Below are 16012 nucleotides of genomic sequence, written 5' to 3'. Positions count from 1 at the left end.
TCCTGAGAGTTCGCTGAAAAGGCCTTGCCAATCTTTCAAGGAACGCGATATATCTCATGCATAAGTGCTTCGTGCCGTTCCGATGACTCACGGCGCGTCGGGGAGTCTGCCCCTGTGTAACGGGACAGGAAGGAAAACGGGGAACATGTCTGCGATACGCGCGTTTCTCTATGCTCCGGCAGGACGCCGGACCAAATGGCTTGTAGTGCTGTTCTGGCTGATCCTCGTGGTGGTCGCCGGGCCGCTCTCCGGAAAGCTCACCGGGGCCGAGAAGAACGACAGCTCGTCGTGGCTGCCGCCAGCGGCTGAGTCCACGCAAGTGCTGAACCTGAGGTCGAGTGCGATCTCGCCGAACGTGTACCCGGGTGTCCTGGTCTACGACCGGCCCTCCGGGGTCACGGCGGCGGACAAGGCCAAGGCCACCGCGGACGCGGCGAAGCTGGCCAAGATGGACGGCGCGGTGCCGGGGACGGTCACCGGCCCGATCATCGCCCACGACAACCGCGCGATGGAGACCATCGTCCAGGTCAACCTGGGCAGCAAGGGCTGGAGCGCGGCGGGCCCCATCGCCAGCGACATGAGATCCATCGGGGAGTCCGGCGCGAACGGCATGGCGGTGCACGTCACCGGGCCGCTTGGCAGCGCCGCCGACTCCGGCAACGCGTTCAAGGGGATTGACGGCACGCTGCTTTTCTCGGCGCTCGGCGTCGTCATCGTGCTGCTGCTGATCACCTATCGCAGCCCGATCGCCTGGCTGCTCCCCGTGGTCTCCGCCGGCGTGGCGCTGACCACCTCACAAGCCGTCATCTACCTGCTCGCGGCGCACGCGGGGCTGACCGTGAACGCCCAGTCCGCGGGCATCCTCGACGTGCTCGTGTTCGGCGCGGGAACCGACTACGCGCTGCTGCTCACCGCGCGGTACCGGGAAGAACTGCGCCGTCATGAGGACCGGCATACCGCGATGGCGGTCGCGATACGCCGGGCGGGCCCCGCGATCGTGGCGAGCGCCGGAACGGTGATCGTGTCGCTGCTGACCCTCTCCCTTGCCACGCTCAACTCCACCAAGTCCATGGGGCCGGTGCTCGCGATCGGCGTCGCGGTCGCGCTCGCGTCGATGATGACCCTGCTGCCCGCGCTGCTCGTGGCAACTGGGCGGTGGGTGTTCTGGCCGGTCAAGCCCGTGTTCGGCACGCCGGAGCCGACCGCGACCGGTTTCTGGGCGCGGCTTGGGCGCCGCATCGGCCGGCGGCCGCGCGGCGTGTGGGTCGGGACCGTGATCGTCCTCGGCGCGATGGCGGCCGGGCTGGCGGGGCTGCACGCGAGCGGGCTCACCAGCGCGCAGTCGTTCCGCGGCACGCCCGACTCCGTCACCGGGCAGACCGTGATCGACGCGCACTTCCCCGCCGGCGCCGGTCAGCCTGTCCAGGTATTCGGCAATCCAGGTTCAGGCCCCGCGATCGCCAGTGCACTCAAGTCGGTGCCGGGACTGACCGCTGTCACTACCCCGACGACGGTCGCTGGCCACGCCTACCTCGAGGCCACTCTCACCACCGCGCCGGACAGCACGGCCGCCTACACGACCATCGACAAGGCGCGCACCGCGGTGCACGCCGTCCCGGGCGCGCACGCGCTCGTCGGCGGTAATACCGCGATCAACCTCGACGTCCAGCGGGCGGCGGCACACGACAGGACGCTGATCATCCCGATCACCCTCGCCGTGGTCTTCGTCATCCTGATGCTGCTGCTCCGAGCGTTCGTCGCGCCCGTCATGCTGATCGCCACCGTGGTGCTGTCCTTCGCGGCCGCCCTCGGGGTGAGCGCGCTGTTCTTCAACAACGTGTTCAACTTCGGCGCGGAAGACACGTCGTTCCCGCTGTTCGTGTTCGTCTTCCTCGTCGCACTCGGCATCGACTACAACATCTTCCTGATGACTAGGGTGCGGGAGGAGGCGCAACGGCAGGGCCCCAGGTCCGGCGCGGTCACCGGCCTTGCCGCGACCGGCGGGGTGATCACCTCCGCGGGCGCGGTCCTGGCGGGCACGTTCGCGGCGCTCGGCACGCTGCCGGTCACCTTCCTCACCGAGCTCGGGTTCGCGGTCGCGTTCGGCGTGCTGCTCGACACGATCATCGTGCGCTCGGTGCTTGTCACGGCGCTCAACCTCGACCTGGGCCGCTGGGTCTGGTGGCCGGGCAGGCTCGCCCGCCAGCCCGCACCCGAGTTGGAGGACTTCAGGGACGCCGCGCGGCCGAGCGTGCCAAGCAACGCCTGATCCCGCCGAGACGCGGGCCGGCCAGCCGCAGGCCGGCTCGCACGCAAGCCGCCCGCCCAGGCCAGTCATGGCCTGGGCGGGCGGCTTCGTCATCGGCCACGCCGCCCGCGCGGCGCCGGCAGCCCGCGGCGCTAGCCGCCCGCGGGCTGCCCGGCCAGCGCGATGAACGCGGACTCGGTCGCCGAGCCTGGTGCCGCGCAGTACACGATGATCCGCTGGCCGGTCTCCGCGATGTGCAGCACCTGGCACTCGAACTCGAGCAGTCCAAGTCGCGGATGCCTGATCCGCTTGAGCATCGGCCCGCGGACCTCCACCTCGTAGGTCGACCACATCTCCGCGAACAGCGGTGACAGCGCGAGCATCTCGCCGACCAGGCTCTCGATCTCCTGATCGCCCGGGTAGCGGGCGTAACTGGCGCGCAGGTCAGCGACCGTGGACCTGGTGAAGCGCAGAGAGTCCGCGTCGGTCCAGATCGCGTCGGTAGCCGGACGGCCGAACATCCAGCGGATCATGTTCCTGTCCGTCTCCCTCCCGGCGTGATAGCCGATGAAGGGCACGGCGAGCCGGTTCCAGGCCAGGATGTTGTAGGCGGCGTCCACCACGTAGGCGGGAGTGGCAGGCATTCCGTCGAGCAGGTGCCTGATGCCCGGGGTTATCTGGCGTCCCGGCCTGGCCGGCTGCGGCGGCGACTCGCCCGCCGTCAGGAACAGGTACTCGCGCTCGTCGCCGTTGAGCAGCAGCGCCCGCGCCAGCGCGGAGAGCACCTGCCGCGACGGCCGCGGCCCGCGGCCCTGCTCGAGCCGGATGTAGTAGTCGACGGACATGCCGGCGAGCTGCGCGACCTCCTGGCGGCGCAGCCCGGGTGTGCGGCGCCTCCCGGTCTCCGGGAGGCCGGCGTCCCGCGGCGTCAGCCGTGCCCGCCTGGCCCGCAGGAACGCCGCGAGGTCCGGGCGGTTCACCGTGGTCATGACTCAAGCTTGCCACCGGCGAGCGGAAGCAAGGGCCGCCCAGGGTGGTACCGCCAGTCCCAGCCTCGGGCGGTCTCTCCCCCGTCCGGCTGGCCGCGTCATAGCGTGAGGTTATGACGACGAAGATCGCCCTGATCACCGGGGCCAACAAGGGGATCGGCTTCGAGACGGCCCGCCAGCTTGGCGCGCTGGGGATGACCGTCCTGGTCGGCGCGCGGGACGAGGAACGCGGCCGCGACGCGGAGCGCGCGCTGCGCGACGGCGGCGCCGACGCACGGTTCGTGTCACTCGACGTCACCGACGGCAAGTCCGTCGAGCTCGCCGCGGAATGGATCGACAAGGAGTACGGGCACCTGGACGTCCTGGTCAGCAACGCGGGCACCGCCACCGTGTCCCGGCAACGCGCGACGGCCAGCCAGACCTCGCTGGACGACATGCGGGCGGTGTACGAGATCAACGTCTTCGGCGTGGTAGCGGTGACCAACGCGATGCTGCCGCTGCTGCGCCGCTCTCCCGCGGCCCGGATCGTCAACGTGTCGAGCGAGGTCGGCTCGATCGCGATGCAGAGCGACCCGTCCCACCCGCTGGGCCAGATGCCCGCCTCGGTGCAGTATCCGTCGTCGAAGGCCGCGCTGAACATGATCACCGTCATGTACGCGAAGGAACTGCGGGACACCCAAGTCAAGGTCAACGCGGCCAACCCCGGCTTCACCGACACCGACTTCAACGACCACCGCGGATTCCGCACCGCGGCGGGCGGCGCCGAGCCAAGCGTCTACCTCGCCACGCTGCCGGACGACGGTCCAAGCGGCATCCACTGGGGCTACGTCTGGGCCGGCGAGGGCGAGGGCGGCTACGGGGTCATCCCCTGGTAGCGAGCAGCGCGTCGATCGCTTCCTCCCAGGACCGCAGGTAGCCGTCGTAGCCGTCGGCGAAGTCGGCGAGGTGCCGCCCGGCAGCTTCGCTGAGCGCGGTGAGCTGGTAGGTGACCTCAACCTCGCTGCCGTCGCCCGCGGCGGTGAGACGGACGGTCACCCTTCCCGCCTGGTGCCCCGGAGTGACTCTGGTGTAGCCAATGCGACAGCCACGCTCCCGTTCGGTCACCAGCCAGATGGTGTGCTGCCCGTGCGCCGATGTCTCGAAGACGGTGCCCGGCTCGGTGTCGTCGGGTGCCGGCGCGGGGAAGTGCGGCTGCCAGCCGTGCGCCCAGTCCTGCTCGCCGCGCGGGGTGAACAGCCGGAATGCCTCGGCGGGCGGCAGGCCGACGTGCAGGCGGCCGGTGAGCCGCCGCGTCTCGGTCACGGCCGTTCCTCCAGCTTGTGCGCGTCGGCGGCGGTCAGTTCGAGTCCGTAGACCTCTCTGAGCTGGCCGATCTTTGCCAGCGTCGGCGCGCCGAACGGCGCCTTGCCCTCGAATGAGTGCAGCACTATGCCCTCGACCAGGTCGCCGAGCGACAGGTCCAGGTACTCGGCCAGGCCCTTGAGCACCTTCAGCGTGTTGCGCTCGATGCGGAGTCCGGTCTGCACTCGCTCAACTGTTACCATGTTACCAATGTACCAGATAACGAGCTAGCCTCGCATGTGCTGCCACTGCTGCAGGTGGTGCTGCCACGGGGCGGCCGGGTCGATGCGGCCCCGGAAGACGGCAACCTTGGAGAACCGCGCGTCGCCCACCAGCCTGATCACCGGGCCGTCCGCGGCGTCGCCCGGGTCGCGGCCGTAGATGGCCCGCTTGGCGAACAGCGCACCGCCCTCGTCGATCACGTGCGCGCCGGGCGGCACGACGATGATCAGCTTGCCGCAGAAGGCGTCGACCTCCACGGTGACCTCGCGGCCGGGCAGCACAGCCTCGGCGAGGTTGATGATCAGCGCGCCGAAGCGCACGGTGAGCCGGGTGCGCCGCCCGGCGACCCACCGGCCGGAGCGGATCAGCTTGCTGAACCGCGCGGACACCACCGCGCGCTCCGCTGCCGCGAGGCCGCCATCGCCGGCTTCGTCGGCGGGCAGGTCGCGGATGAGCGGCGCCAGCTCGCCCACGGTGCGCGCGGCATAGGTGGCGTCCAGCCGTTCGGCGTACTCGGTGCTCGTCAGGCGGCCGACGGCCAGTGCCCCGCCGAGCACGGCCGCCACCTGGTCCCTGTCGGCGTCCGAGGCCCGCAGGTCAGACCGCTCGTTGTCGCGGACCCGCAGCGTGTCTCGCGCGGGCAGGTGCTCGTGGAGTGCTTCGCTCATGCCCGACATGGTAAGCGCCAAACGAGATATGTCGCAAGCTGCCGGCGGTGAGCGCCGACCAACGCGACACACCGGCCAACCGGCGACACGCCGGCCCATTGAACCTTCCGCGGCCGACCGCGCGTACAGCAGGACGACAGCACCCAGCCGGCGGGGAGTCAACGACCGGGGGGCGGCCAGGTGCTCCTGGACGCCCCCTGGCAAAGACAAGGCAAGCAAGGAAAGCATCAAGGCAAGGAGAACCAGCGATGCGCATACCCCTGCTCCCAATCCGACGCATGACCAGGCGGACCACCGCGACGATCGCGGCATGCTCGGCGCTAGCCCTCGGGCTCACCGGCTACGGCCTGTCGGCCGCAAGCGCCGCCCCCCGGTACACGGGCACCTTCACGTTCAAGCTGATCGCCTCGCCGGGCATCGCCAAGTGCCTGCCCAAGGCGCGCGGCCAGGCTTGGATCACCCCGCACTCGCTGAACGACACCATGAAGGTGCAGCTGTGGGGCATGCCGGCCAACGCCCAGTTCGACCTGTTCGTCATCCAGACTCCCAACAAGCCGTTCGGTGTCTCCTGGTACCAGTCGGACATCAACGTCAACAAGAGCGGCACCGGCGTCGCGACCGTCCAGGGCATCTTCGACAAGGAGACGTTCTCGGTGTCGCCGGGCGGCACCGTGACGTTCAAGCCCACCCACCAGTTCCACCTCGGCGTCTGGTTCAACGACCCGAAGCTGCCGTTCAAGCTCGGCTGCGAGCCCGCCGCCAAGTCGCCTATCGTGACGCCGTTCAACGGCGAGCAGCACGCCGGCATCCAGGTGGTCAACACCGCCAATTTCCCGGCTAATAAGGGACCGCTTTCTAAGGTCACGCGCTAGCCCGCCAGAAAACGACAGCAAGACAAGAGGAATAAGCCCATAAGGCAACAAGGCCGCCGGAATGCGCTCGCGCGTTCCGGCGGCCTTGGCCGCGTTCACCAGCAATTAAGAAGTTACTAAGAAGTAACTCTATATCGGCTAAGGAGACCGTGGTTGAATGTCGCCGTGCCGCGTTTAGGAGGGGAGTCCGGCGCCAGCCGGATAGGGCGGGTAGGCGTGGATGACGATGCGATCGTCAGCGCGCTCTACCGTACTTACCGTGAGCCGCTGCTCGGCTTCGTGCTGAGGCTGACGGCAGGCGACCGGGAGCATGCCGAGGACGTGGTTCAGGAGACGCTGGTTCGCGCCTGGCGCGAGGCCAGCCGCCTCGACCTGAGCGGTCCGTCGCTCATGCCCTGGCTGGCCACCGTGGCCAGGCGGATCGTGATCGACGAGCATCGCAGAAGGCAGGTGCGGCCGGCGGAGACCGGGGAGGGCGTGGTCGCCGAGATGCCTGTCGATGACGACACATCGGCCACGATCCTGCGCGTGATGGTCGCCGACGCGATGCGCGAACTGTCTCCCGCGCACCGCGAGATACTCAACGCGACCATCCTGAACGACCGGACGGTCAACCAGGCGGCCGAGGTGCTCGGCCTGCCGGTCGGCACCGTCAAGTCCCGTGTCTACTACGCACTGCGCGCGCTGCACGTGGTTCTCTCGGAACGTGGCGTGCTAGCATGACGACCATCAGCAGCGAACACACAGATGTGGGCGCCTACGCCCTTGGCCTGCTGGAAGACCAGGACAGGGCGGCGTTTGAAGCGCACCTCGCGACCTGTGACGCGTGCCGTGGTGAGCTCGAAACCCTGAGCCCGGTCGGCGTGCTCCTGCGGGGCATGGAGACGGTCGAGCTCCCCGATGACGCGAGCCCGCCCGTCGACCTGCTGCACCGCCGCGCCGTGGCGAGCCGCCGTCGGAGGCGCAATCTCCTCATCGCGAGCGCCGCGGCCTGCGCCGCCCTGCTGGGCGGCGGGATCGCGGTCGGGCTGGCGAGCGCACCCAATCAGCCGCCCGCCGCGCTGACCGGGCAGGTGCACTCCGCGACCAACCCGGCGAACGGCGCCGTCGGCATCGTAGGCCTCGTCGCGAAGGGCTGGGGCACCCAGGTACAGCTCGACCTGGCCGGCGTGAAGGGCCCGCTGGAGTGTGAGCTGATCGCCGTCTCGAAGACCGGCGAGCGCAGGACGGTCACCGGCTGGTTCGTCCCCGCGCCAGGCGACGGCGTGCCCGGGCACCCGGCGCACCTGCTCGTCCAGGGCGGCACCGCGATCGCGCTCGGCGATCTCGCCCGCTTCGAGGTGACCGTAGCAAGCGGCCAGGTGCTGCTCACCATCCCGGTGTGACCGGCTCGGCGCGATCAAGATAAAAGAGATCATCCCGAACGAGTTCATGCCGCGCCTGGGCGGCCCGCCGGATCTCCGCGAGCAAGGGGCGGAGGTAACCTGCCCTCGGATTATGACTGCACGATCGAGGTGCCCTGAACAGTGATCGCGACGGGGGCGAGCGGGCTCGTCGCCGGACCGTTCACCACCGAGCCGTTGGCGGCACTGAACTTGCTGCCGTGGCACGGGCAGTCGATGGTGCCGTCCGCCACGGTGGCCACGATGCAGCCCTGGTGCGTGCACACCGCGGTGAACGCCTTGAAGGTGCCCGCCGACGGCTGCGTGATCACGAGCCGCTCGTCGCTGAGGATCTTGCCGCCGCCGACCGGGATGTCCGACGTGCTGGCGAGAACGTTGGCGGGACCGGACGACGAGCCGGTGCCGCCGGTGCTCCCGCTACCGCTGCTGCTGCTGCTCGGTGCGGCGGCCGGCGGGCCTGCCACTCCCCCGTTGTTGGCGTTGTAGGTGGCGCACCCGGCAAGCGCCGCGGCGCACGCGCCGCCCGCGGCGGCGGCGAGCACCGCCCGGCGGCTGGCGGTTGGGGCCTGCTGCTCGGTCATGACGATGCTCCTCAGCGATGGACGCCGAACGTTCCGAAGAACCAGTAAGCAGACGTGAACCAGATCGCCACCAGCAGCGTGAAGACCACGGCGCCGAGCACGGGAAGCACCCAGCCCGGCAGCCCGCGCTTCGGCAGTACCAGCATCTTGACGGTGAACGCGCCGAAGAACAGGCAGCCGAAGATCGAGTGCAGCAGCACCCGGGTGCTGTAGCCCTGGAATCCGAGCGCGTAAAGGCAGTGCACGGCAACGGGGACGGCGACGATGAACGCGATCCTGCCCGACCAGGAGTGCAGGTCGCCGATCCAGGACGGCGCGCTGACCCGCGGCACCTTGCCGTACATGACCAGGGCCGAGACAAGCTGGATGATCGCGAACACGCTGGCGACCGTGGCAAGCCACGACTTCACCGAGCCGGGGCTGGAAAACCCGGCGAGGTTGAGCGCGATCCCTGTCGGGCCGTGCACCCGCCCGTAGACGCCGAGCGCCAGCGCCACCAGGCCGCCGATCAGGTCGGGCACGACAAGAAGAGCCGCGCCCGACCTGGCCGGCGCGGACGGCGGGGCGGGACTGGCCGACTGTGCGGTCATCGGTGGTCTCCAATCATCGCAGTGTCACGCTGGTCGGTCCCGCGGCCGTCAGCCGCCGCCACCGTGCTTGCCCTTGTGCTTATCGCTGCTCTCCACGCTGGTCGGCGCGGGCGCGCTGCTGGCCGGGGCGGTGGCGGGCGCCGCGGTCGTGGGCGGGGGCGCGGCAGAGGAGGCCGCCCCCGCCGACGCCGAGGGCGCGGCGGAGCCGGCGAAGCCGGGCGACGAGCCGGCCTGCCCCGACGAAGCTGGTGTCGTAGGAGCGGACGCAGTAGCGGCGGGCGCCGACGAGTTCCCTGGCGAGGACGACGCGGAGGAGCCGGACGCCGCGGACGAGGAAACTGCCGCCGCCGGGGTCGCCGCGCCGCCGGACGGCCCGTATCCCGTGGGCGTGCTCCGGGGCGCGAACTGGCTGCCGACCAACAGCATGACTCCGAGCACGGCGCCGGTCAGCAGCGTGATCGTGGACGTCCCAAGCTTCACATCCGCTGGTACGCGGCAGGCCCGCGCGCGGGTTCAACGGCGAAGGTAACGAACCCGTATCCGGCCGCCCGCCCAGACACGGCAACCGCCGTCTTTGCTTACCCGGTGACCACATTGTTCGACTCTGCTTAGCCGGCGACCACTTCCGCGTCCGGTTCGCGGCAAATGTCGCACGCTCGGTTAAGCAGAGTCGCGGCGGCGAGCCGCCGGTTAAGCAGAGTGGCGGCGGGTCCTTAGCCGACGGCCTCGCGGGGCCGGGCCGTTGCCCCGGGGCTGGCGGGCCGGAGGACTTCCTGAGCGGCTTGCGGACGGCAGGGCCGCTGACAGTCGTCAAAAGGCTCGCCGGGTTGACCGCGACCCAGGCGCGGCGCCGCAGCGTAAGCCGCGCGATCGCGCCGCGCCTGCTCGACAAGCGTCCAGACCAGGCACCAGCCGCCGGCTACCGCGGTCAGGGCGCCAGGCACGTAGCTGACGTCAGGCATAGTCATCGGGACCGGCGTCGGCAAGCCCGAGGCCCGCCAGGCCGACGTCGACCAGGCCGGGCCCGCGGGCGCGCCGCTGGTCGCCGGCGCCGGAGTCGAGCGGGCCGCGGCGCGCATGGGGCGGCTGGAGCGGCTGCGGCGCGATGTCAACGCGGGTCCTTGCCGAGCCGGCGTCCCTGGCAAGCACCTCGCGGGGCAGGGTCGTCTCGACGGCGCCGTCGTCGTCGGAGTCGATGTCCACCACGACCGCGGTCACGTTGTCGTGCCCGCCGGCCTCGTTGGCCGCGACCACCAGGGCGTCCGCTGCCTGCTGCGGCCCCCCGTTGCTGAGCAGCGCGAGGATGACGTCGTCCGGCACCTCGTTGAACAGGCCGTCGGAGCAGACCAGGTACCGGTCGCCGCCCGTGGCGGGCAGCAGCCAGTGGTCGGCGTGCAGCACGGGATCGCTGCCAAGGGCCCGGGTGACGATGTTCCTCCGCGGGTGGGTGCGTGCCTGCTCGCGGGTGATCACGCCGGCCAGGACCAGTTCCTGCACCTCCGAATGGTCCACGGTGACCTGTTCGAGCCGGTCACCGGACAGCCGGTAGACCCTGGAGTCGCCGATGTTGAACACCATCAGGTGATCGCCGCCCGCCGTCTCGAGGCCGGCCAGCCCGGTCGCCGTGGTGCCCATCCGGTTCGCCTCGTCCCGCTCGATGATGTGCCTGTTGGCATGCTCGAGCGCGGTGAGGACGGCCTCGGCGAACAGCGGGCGGAGCGCCGCGCAGGCAGTCATCTCCTCGATCGCGATCCGGCTGGCCACGTTGCCGGCACCGTGGCCGCCCATGCCGTCGGCGACGACGAAGAGCGGCGGAAGCGCGAGGAAGCTGTCCTCGTTGACCTGACGCACGCGGCCCACGGAGGTGGCTGCGCCATAGCTGAAGCGGATCACTGTCACCTGCCGGGGAGCACTGGCGCGGGCGGTACGGGGATCGCCACTCCACGCCCCTCCCATCGTGGCCTTGTTCCGTGGCAGTATGCCAGAGGAATCGCCTATTTGGCCGCCAAAGAACGCCGCCTCGCCGGTGGCTGACGCGCGCGCTGTTAACTTGGTTCTCATCTCCTGACGTGACGACGAAGGGACAGCGCATGCCACAGCCGGGGGTCGCCCTGGACAAGCTCGGGTTCCTGACGATCGGGCTGTTCGACGGGCACGACCCTGGTCCCGGGCACCAGGTCACGCTGGCGATGATCGAGCTCGGCGAGCGGCTCGGGTTCGACTGTGCCTGGGTGCGGCACCGGCACTTCCAGTACGGGATCTCCTCGCCGGTCGCGGTGCTCGCCGCGGCCTCGCAGCGCACCGCGCGCATCGAACTCGGCACCGCGGTGATCCCGCTCGGCTGGGAGAACCCGCTGCGCCTCGCCGAAGACCTCGCGACGGTGGACATCCTGTCCGGCGGGCGGCTCAACCCGGGCATCAGCACCGGGCCGCCGATGAACTGGGAGGCGGTGCGCGAGGCGCTCTACCCGGACACCTGGGAACGCGAGGACCTCTCCTACGAGCGGGTCTCCCGGCTGCTGCGGTTCGTGGCGGGCGAGCCCGCGGCGTCGCTGCCCGCGACGATCGGCTTCGAGCAGTTCTCACCGTGCGCCGAGCCGCACTCGCCCGGCCTGCGGTCGCGGATGTGGTACGGCGGCGGATCGCTCGCGTCGGCGAAATGGGCGGGCGAAAACGGCGTGAACCTGCTGACGTCTTCGGTGGTGAAGGCCGAGGAGTCGGAGGACTTCGCCGACGTGCAGCTGTCGCACATCAAGACGTTCCGCGCGTCGCACCCGGCGGGCGCGGCGGCCCGGGTGTCGCAGGGCCTAGTGGTGATACCGACCGACTCGGCGTCGCCCGCGCAGCGGGACAAGTACGAGGCGTACGTCGCGGCCAGGACGCCGCGCACCGCCGCGCCGGCCGGGCCGGCCAGGATGATGTTCGCGCGGGACATCATCGGCACATCGGCGCAGATCGCCGAGGCGCTGTACGCGCACGCCGCGTTCCGTGAGGTCACCGAAGTCGCCTTCGCGCTGCCGTTCAGCTTCGAGCACGAGGACTACGTGCAGATCCTCACCGACATGGCGACGCGGCTCGGGCCCGCGCTCGGCTGGGCACCGAAGGGCTAGCGCGGCATGCCGCGGCTGCTCGTCGTCCACCACACGCCCTCACCCGCGCTCCAGGCGATGCTCGAGGCGGTCATCGCAGGCGCGCGCGACCCGGAGCTCGAGGGCATCGAGGTCGAGATCAGGCCAGCGCTCGCGGCGGGCGTTCCCGACGTGCTCGCCGCCGACGGCTTCGTCCTCGGCACGCCGGCGAACATCGGCTACATGTCTGGCGCGCTCAAGCACTTCTTCGATCAGGTCTACTACCCGTGCCTGCTCGCCAAGGCCGGGGCGCCCTACGGGCTCTACGTGCACGGCGGCAGCGACACGGCCGGCGCGGTCCGCGCGGTTCAGTCCATCACCACCGGGCTCGGCTGGCAGGAGGTCAGCAAGCCGGTCGCGGTCACCGGCCAGGTCAGCCGCGAGACGGAACGCGAGTGCCACGAACTCGGCGCGACGGTCGCCGCGAACCTCCTAGCGCCGTAGTGGCAGGCAGAGCCGGCGCCTCGGGTGGTATGTGGGAAACGGGGCACTCCCCGGACATGAAGGCGACCGGGTAGTCCTGCCGCATCTGGCCGATGAGGAACTCCTGGAATGCCCCGAAGATGTCCCGGCCATCTTGCATGGCACGGAAGTCGGGATCGCTGTCGATCCAGTCCGACGGCCGTTCAAGCTCCGAGCGGGGATTGCCCACCACTCGCCGCAGGCTGGCAATAACGCGGCCCTCGAGATCCCGGAGTACCCCTACCGGCGCACCGCCGGCCCGCGCGGCGTCAGCCAGCGCCGCGTACACGCAGGCCGTGTTGTAGGCGGCCTGCCAGGAATCGCTGGTCCGACGGCGGTACTTGCTGCCGCCCGTCGAGGCAGTCGCGGCCCACCACTCACCGTGCGGATCGGCAAGCACCGCGTCAATGATCGCGGGGTCACCCGCAATGCATGCCGTGATTCCGGTGGCGCGCCGCAGGTGCCAGCGGACACGGGCCTGCCGGAGCCACGTCGCGTCCTCATCATCGGACTCGGCAAGTCGGCACCGGATGGCGACCAGCAGCTCGGCGACGCATACGCCATCGTGGAATGCCCGCCGGTGCCGCTGGCTCCAGTGCGGCAGCCACACCGCGCGCTCGTCCCGTCGCAGGATCGCGTCCCGCACCACGTGCCACGTGTCGAGCTGGGTTCGCACCTCGCGCAGGTCCCTGGCCGCGATCGCCAGCAGCTTCATGGCAAGATCCCGTGACAGGCGTACGGACTGCGTCGCACAGTCCTGCCGCGTCGCGGCCGACCAGCTCCCGTCCGCCCGCTGGTACTCGGTACTCACCGCGAGCCTGCCGTCCGCCATTCCGCAGCGGACTATCTCCAGCGTCTGCCCGAGCTTGTCCCAGCTCGCCTCGCCGTCGGGCAGGCGGTGCTCCGGGTTGGCGATCATCTCAAGCGCCATGGCGAACCGGTACCGGCCGCGGTACAGGCGGCGGTGCAGTTCCCTGTTGAGCGCGTGCAGGTGCAGCGATTCCAGGTGCTGACGCTGCAGGACCAGCAGCTGCGCCAGTTCGTAGCGGATGATTCCCGCGGTCCTGACCGTCCCAGTCGAAGCGCTGAGTATCTTGATCTGCTCGCTTCTCGAGTCCGCGACGTCCCGTGGGCACGCCGCATAGGCGCGCTGCAGACGGGCGATCTGCATCGCACCGAGATCGCGTCCGTCGGACACGCCGTAGCACCATTCCGGCACCGTGCGGTCCATCGCGAAAATCTGCCTGGCGATGTACCCGGCCACCATGGACGCTGTCTCGTTGAAACTGTCGCCGGCCACGGTGTTGGTGGCAATCGGCAGGCCGGTCTTCACGTCCTCGAGGAGGACGGTAATCCGCTTGGCCGACGCTGACTCAACCCAGCCACGGACGCCGACCAGGCGCGGGCTCGGCCAGAACATGCCCGCGAACCGGAAAACCGCGCCGACCATGCCAGCGCCGGAGACTCCGCTCGACTCGGCGATCGAGGCGAGCGCGTTCGCCCTGGTGCCGCCGGGCAGGATCGAGGGCGAGCGTATCTCCATCGTGGGCAGGCGGAACCGCAACTCGGCGGCTAGCTGGTCGCGGCGCTGCGCGGCGGACAGGCCGTCTGCCGCGGCGCCATGGCCGTTGAGCGCGGCCTGCGAGCCGCCCGAGCCAGCCGAGTCAGCCGAGGCCGAGGTCGGCCCGTCCCTGCCGATCCCGGACAGGTCGAGTTCCGGCGCCTGCCAGCGCAGCGTCCATCGCTCAAGCTCCCGGTACCCGAGGAGCAGTCCGACGGCGATGATCCAGCGGCCGGCCACGCCGGGCGCGGGCGGCAGACCCCGCCAGATCGGGTAGATCAGCGCGATGACAACTCGGTCGACGCCGCTAAGGAAGGAGTCGACCAGGTTGGCAGACGTGTACTCGGGATGCGTTAAGCCGAAGCGCGTGATCGCGATCGCGACGACGAAGGCGGTTACGCCGGCGAACCACCGCAGCGAGCGAAGGCTGAACCAGAAGCCGATGAAGCCGAGCGCCGCCGCGCAGGCGACCAGGATTCCCCACACAGTCAACGAGGTAAGAGCCATAAGCTCACCGCACCCAGACGAATGGTTCTAAGGGCTCACCAGCTACAACTCTAACGCGGCCTTAGTCACTTATGAAGGTTTCTCCCGGTCATGGCGACCGTTGCGGCAGCACCCGGGAGCCGCACTCATGGCACCGTGGCGGCGGTGAGCTGGGTCCAGGCCAGCGATACCCCTTCGGCCAGGCAGCCGGTGACCACCACGTCGGTACCGAGGGCGCTGACCCTGACCTCGGGCCGCACCGGGGCGATCGCGGCGAGCTCCGCGGTGACCGCCTCGGCGAAGCCCGGTGCCTGGCCGATGCCGCCGCCGAGCACGACGAGCGCGGGGTCGGCGACCGCGATCACGCAGCAGATGGCGGCGGCGACGAGGCGCGCCTCCCGCAGCACCACCGCCACGGCGTGCCTGTCGCCCGCCGCCGCCGCCTCGAAGACGCTGTGCGCGGTGGCCAGCCCGGTCAGGCCGCGCCTGTGTGCCGCCCTGACGATCCCGTCGGCGCCCGCAGCGGTCTCCAGCGTGCCGCGCCGCTGCGCCTCCGGGGGAACGATGGCCGCGTCGAGCGCCGCGTCAGCCCAGGCGGGCGGGTCGCCGCCGAGCGGCAGGAACGCGATCTCGCCCGCCACCCCGTGCACGCCGCGCACCAGCCGGCCGCCGAGCACCAGGCCCATGCCGATGCCCGTGCCGACGTGCACGAACGCGAAGCTGTCGGTTTCCCTCCCGACGCCGAGTGCCTGCTCGGCCAGGGCGGCGGCGTCCACGTCGTTCTCGATTGTGAGCGCGGGCCCGAACGCCGCGCGCAGCCCGGCGATTGCCTCCGGGCGGTCCCAGTCAGGCAGCCCCCCGGTCAGCGCCATCAGGTTCCGCTGCGGATCGTAGACGCCCGGGCTGCCGACGACCGTCTGGGTGACGGCGGAACGGTCGATGCCGGCGCGCGCGCACAGCTCATCCGCGAGGTCGACGAGCTCGGCCACCCGGTCGCCCACGGTGGCCGCCCGCACGGGGACCGACACCCGGGCGCGGACCACGCCCGCGAGGTCGGCGACGGCGCCCCGCAGGTAGCGCAGGCCGATGTCGAGGCCGAGTACGAAACCCGCCTCCGGGCGCACCTCATACAGCACGGCGGTGCGGCCGGGCATCCCGGTACGGTGCCCGGCGAGCCGGACAAGCCCGGCCCGCTCCAGGTTGCCGAGTGCGAGCGAGACGGTCGGCTTGGAGAGCCCGGAGACGCGGGCGAGGTCGGCCCTGGAGTACGGGCCCGAAGAACGGATGTGCTCGAGCAGCAGCTGCTCGTTGAGCGCCCTGATCAGCGCCGGGCGCGCGGCGGACAGCCCGGTCGGCAGCACGGTCGCCGTGCCGGCTGCCAGCGCCGCGCCTGCTGGCTCCTCGGCCATGACACCTCTCAGGGCGGGATTACGGTTTCGCCACGGGGTCTAGTCAGCCCCT

Annotated in this window: 17 protein-coding genes; 8 read left to right on the top strand and 9 right to left on the bottom strand. The window is 70.5% G+C overall.

The features are described 5' to 3' along the window. Positions 1–145: 145 nt before the first annotated feature. The gene (locus EAS64_RS17745; RefSeq protein WP_145854101.1) at positions 146–2269 is read left to right on the top strand and encodes an MMPL family transporter; all 2124 of its coding nucleotides are present in this window, start codon (positions 146–148) and stop codon (positions 2267–2269) included. 131 nt (positions 2270–2400) lie between these two features. On the opposite strand, the gene EAS64_RS17740 is transcribed toward EAS64_RS17745, so the two are convergent. Continuing rightward, the gene (locus EAS64_RS17740) at positions 2401–3237 is read right to left on the bottom strand and encodes a helix-turn-helix transcriptional regulator (protein ID WP_145854100.1); all 837 of its coding nucleotides are present in this window, start codon (positions 3235–3237) and stop codon (positions 2401–2403) included. Between the two features lie 113 nt (positions 3238–3350). Between EAS64_RS17740 and EAS64_RS17735 the strand changes: the two genes are divergently transcribed. Further along, positions 3351–4112: an SDR family oxidoreductase gene (locus EAS64_RS17735; protein WP_145854099.1), complete on the top strand. Its 762-nt coding sequence runs from the start codon at positions 3351–3353 to the stop codon at positions 4110–4112. On the opposite strand, the gene EAS64_RS17730 is transcribed toward EAS64_RS17735, so the two are convergent. From EAS64_RS17730 to EAS64_RS17720, 3 genes are read right to left on the bottom strand one after another with little or no spacing between them, the layout of a single operon-like run. After that, on the bottom strand, positions 4099–4539 hold the full coding sequence (locus EAS64_RS17730; RefSeq protein ID WP_145854098.1) for an SRPBCC family protein: 441 nt from the start codon (positions 4537–4539) through the stop codon (positions 4099–4101). The two genes, EAS64_RS17735 and EAS64_RS17730, sit on opposite strands and share 14 nt — an antisense overlap. Next, a complete protein-coding gene (locus EAS64_RS17725) occupies positions 4536–4781 on the bottom strand; it encodes a hypothetical protein (protein WP_145854097.1) in 246 nt (81 codons plus the stop codon). Before EAS64_RS17725 ends, EAS64_RS17730 begins: the two co-directional genes overlap by 4 nt. Before the next feature lie 24 nt (positions 4782–4805). Then, positions 4806–5468 carry a DUF1707 SHOCT-like domain-containing protein gene (locus EAS64_RS17720; protein ID WP_145854096.1) on the bottom strand — a complete coding sequence of 221 codons (663 nt, stop codon included), beginning with the start codon at positions 5466–5468 and terminating at the stop codon, positions 4806–4808. Positions 5469–5746: 278 nt separating this feature from the next. Here EAS64_RS17720 and EAS64_RS17715 point away from each other — a divergent pair, with 278 nt between their 5' ends. The 3 genes from EAS64_RS17715 (at position 5747) to EAS64_RS17705 (ending at position 7725) form a co-directional block, all read left to right on the top strand. Then, positions 5747–6340 carry a hypothetical protein gene (locus tag EAS64_RS17715; protein WP_145854095.1) on the top strand — a complete coding sequence of 198 codons (594 nt, stop codon included), beginning with the start codon at positions 5747–5749 and terminating at the stop codon, positions 6338–6340. A gap of 216 nt (positions 6341–6556) precedes the next feature. Then, the gene (locus EAS64_RS17710) at positions 6557–7063 is read left to right on the top strand and encodes a sigma-70 family RNA polymerase sigma factor (protein ID WP_246115735.1); all 507 of its coding nucleotides are present in this window, start codon (positions 6557–6559) and stop codon (positions 7061–7063) included. After that, complete coding sequence (locus EAS64_RS17705; protein ID WP_145854094.1) at positions 7060–7725, top strand: anti-sigma factor family protein; 666 nt, start codon at positions 7060–7062, stop codon at positions 7723–7725. Before EAS64_RS17710 ends, EAS64_RS17705 begins: the two co-directional genes overlap by 4 nt. Positions 7726–7835: 110 nt before the next feature. Here the strand turns inward: EAS64_RS17705 and EAS64_RS17700 are convergent, their stop codons facing one another. Together EAS64_RS17700 and EAS64_RS17695 are read right to left on the bottom strand one after the other, a co-directional pair. After that, entirely contained in the window at positions 7836–8324 is a 489-nt protein-coding gene (locus EAS64_RS17700; protein WP_145854093.1) for a Rieske (2Fe-2S) protein, read from the bottom strand. An 11-nt stretch (positions 8325–8335) separates the two neighbouring features. Then, entirely contained in the window at positions 8336–8914 is a 579-nt protein-coding gene (locus EAS64_RS17695) for a DUF6529 family protein (RefSeq protein WP_145854092.1), read from the bottom strand. Positions 8915–8987: 73 nt separating this feature from the next. Here EAS64_RS17695 and EAS64_RS17690 point away from each other — a divergent pair, with 73 nt between their 5' ends. Further along, complete coding sequence (locus EAS64_RS17690; RefSeq protein WP_145854091.1) at positions 8988–9443, top strand: hypothetical protein; 456 nt, start codon at positions 8988–8990, stop codon at positions 9441–9443. 425 nt (positions 9444–9868) lie between these two features. Here the strand turns inward: EAS64_RS17690 and EAS64_RS17685 are convergent, their stop codons facing one another. Then, entirely contained in the window at positions 9869–10813 is a 945-nt protein-coding gene (locus tag EAS64_RS17685; protein WP_222849382.1) for a PP2C family protein-serine/threonine phosphatase, read from the bottom strand. 191 nt (positions 10814–11004) lie between these two features. Between EAS64_RS17685 and EAS64_RS17680 the strand changes: the two genes are divergently transcribed. Then, the gene (locus EAS64_RS17680) at positions 11005–12024 is read left to right on the top strand and encodes an LLM class flavin-dependent oxidoreductase (RefSeq protein WP_145854089.1); all 1020 of its coding nucleotides are present in this window, start codon (positions 11005–11007) and stop codon (positions 12022–12024) included. A gap of 6 nt (positions 12025–12030) precedes the next feature. After that, the gene (locus EAS64_RS17675; RefSeq protein ID WP_145854088.1) at positions 12031–12486 is read left to right on the top strand and encodes a flavodoxin family protein; all 456 of its coding nucleotides are present in this window, start codon (positions 12031–12033) and stop codon (positions 12484–12486) included. On the opposite strand, the gene EAS64_RS17670 is transcribed toward EAS64_RS17675, so the two are convergent. Both EAS64_RS17670 and EAS64_RS17665 read right to left on the bottom strand, forming a co-directional pair. Then, the gene (locus EAS64_RS17670) at positions 12416–14557 is read right to left on the bottom strand and encodes a hypothetical protein (protein ID WP_187365984.1); all 2142 of its coding nucleotides are present in this window, start codon (positions 14555–14557) and stop codon (positions 12416–12418) included. The genes EAS64_RS17675 and EAS64_RS17670 overlap by 71 nt on opposite strands. A 140-nt stretch (positions 14558–14697) precedes the next feature. Beyond that, positions 14698–15960, bottom strand: coding sequence for an ROK family transcriptional regulator (locus tag EAS64_RS17665; RefSeq protein WP_145854086.1), 1263 nt, complete (start codon positions 15958–15960; stop codon positions 14698–14700). Positions 15961–16012: the final 52 nt, after the last annotated feature.

The organism is Trebonia kvetii (assembly GCF_007827045.1).
GTDB classification, from domain to species: domain Bacteria; phylum Actinomycetota; class Actinomycetes; order Streptosporangiales; family Streptosporangiaceae; genus Trebonia; species Trebonia kvetii.
Note: the sequence above shows the minus strand (reverse complement) of the source record. Positions and strands in the feature narration are given on the sequence as shown.

Bases quoted from the DNA above. Each gene is read 5' to 3' on its own strand.
- EAS64_RS17675 (WP_145854088.1), top strand. From the start codon at position 12,031: ATGCCGCGGCTGCTCGTCGTCCACCACACGCCCTCACCCGCGCTCCAG.
- EAS64_RS17705 (WP_145854094.1), top strand. From the start codon at position 7,060: ATGACGACCATCAGCAGCGAACACACAGATGTGGGCGCCTACGCCCTT.
- EAS64_RS17700 (WP_145854093.1), bottom strand. From the start codon at position 8,324: ATGACCGAGCAGCAGGCCCCAACCGCCAGCCGCCGGGCGGTGCTCGCC.
- EAS64_RS17680 (WP_145854089.1), top strand. From the start codon at position 11,005: ATGCCACAGCCGGGGGTCGCCCTGGACAAGCTCGGGTTCCTGACGATC.
- EAS64_RS17695 (WP_145854092.1), bottom strand. From the start codon at position 8,914: ATGACCGCACAGTCGGCCAGTCCCGCCCCGCCGTCCGCGCCGGCCAGG.
- EAS64_RS17720 (WP_145854096.1), bottom strand. From the start codon at position 5,468: ATGAGCGAAGCACTCCACGAGCACCTGCCCGCGCGAGACACGCTGCGG.
- EAS64_RS17735 (WP_145854099.1), top strand. From the start codon at position 3,351: ATGACGACGAAGATCGCCCTGATCACCGGGGCCAACAAGGGGATCGGC.
- EAS64_RS17715 (WP_145854095.1), top strand. From the start codon at position 5,747: ATGACCAGGCGGACCACCGCGACGATCGCGGCATGCTCGGCGCTAGCC.
- EAS64_RS17665 (WP_145854086.1), bottom strand. From the start codon at position 15,960: ATGGCCGAGGAGCCAGCAGGCGCGGCGCTGGCAGCCGGCACGGCGACC.
- EAS64_RS17740 (WP_145854100.1), bottom strand. From the start codon at position 3,237: ATGACCACGGTGAACCGCCCGGACCTCGCGGCGTTCCTGCGGGCCAGG.
- EAS64_RS17745 (WP_145854101.1), top strand. From the start codon at position 146: ATGTCTGCGATACGCGCGTTTCTCTATGCTCCGGCAGGACGCCGGACC.
- EAS64_RS17725 (WP_145854097.1), bottom strand. From the start codon at position 4,781: ATGGTAACAGTTGAGCGAGTGCAGACCGGACTCCGCATCGAGCGCAAC.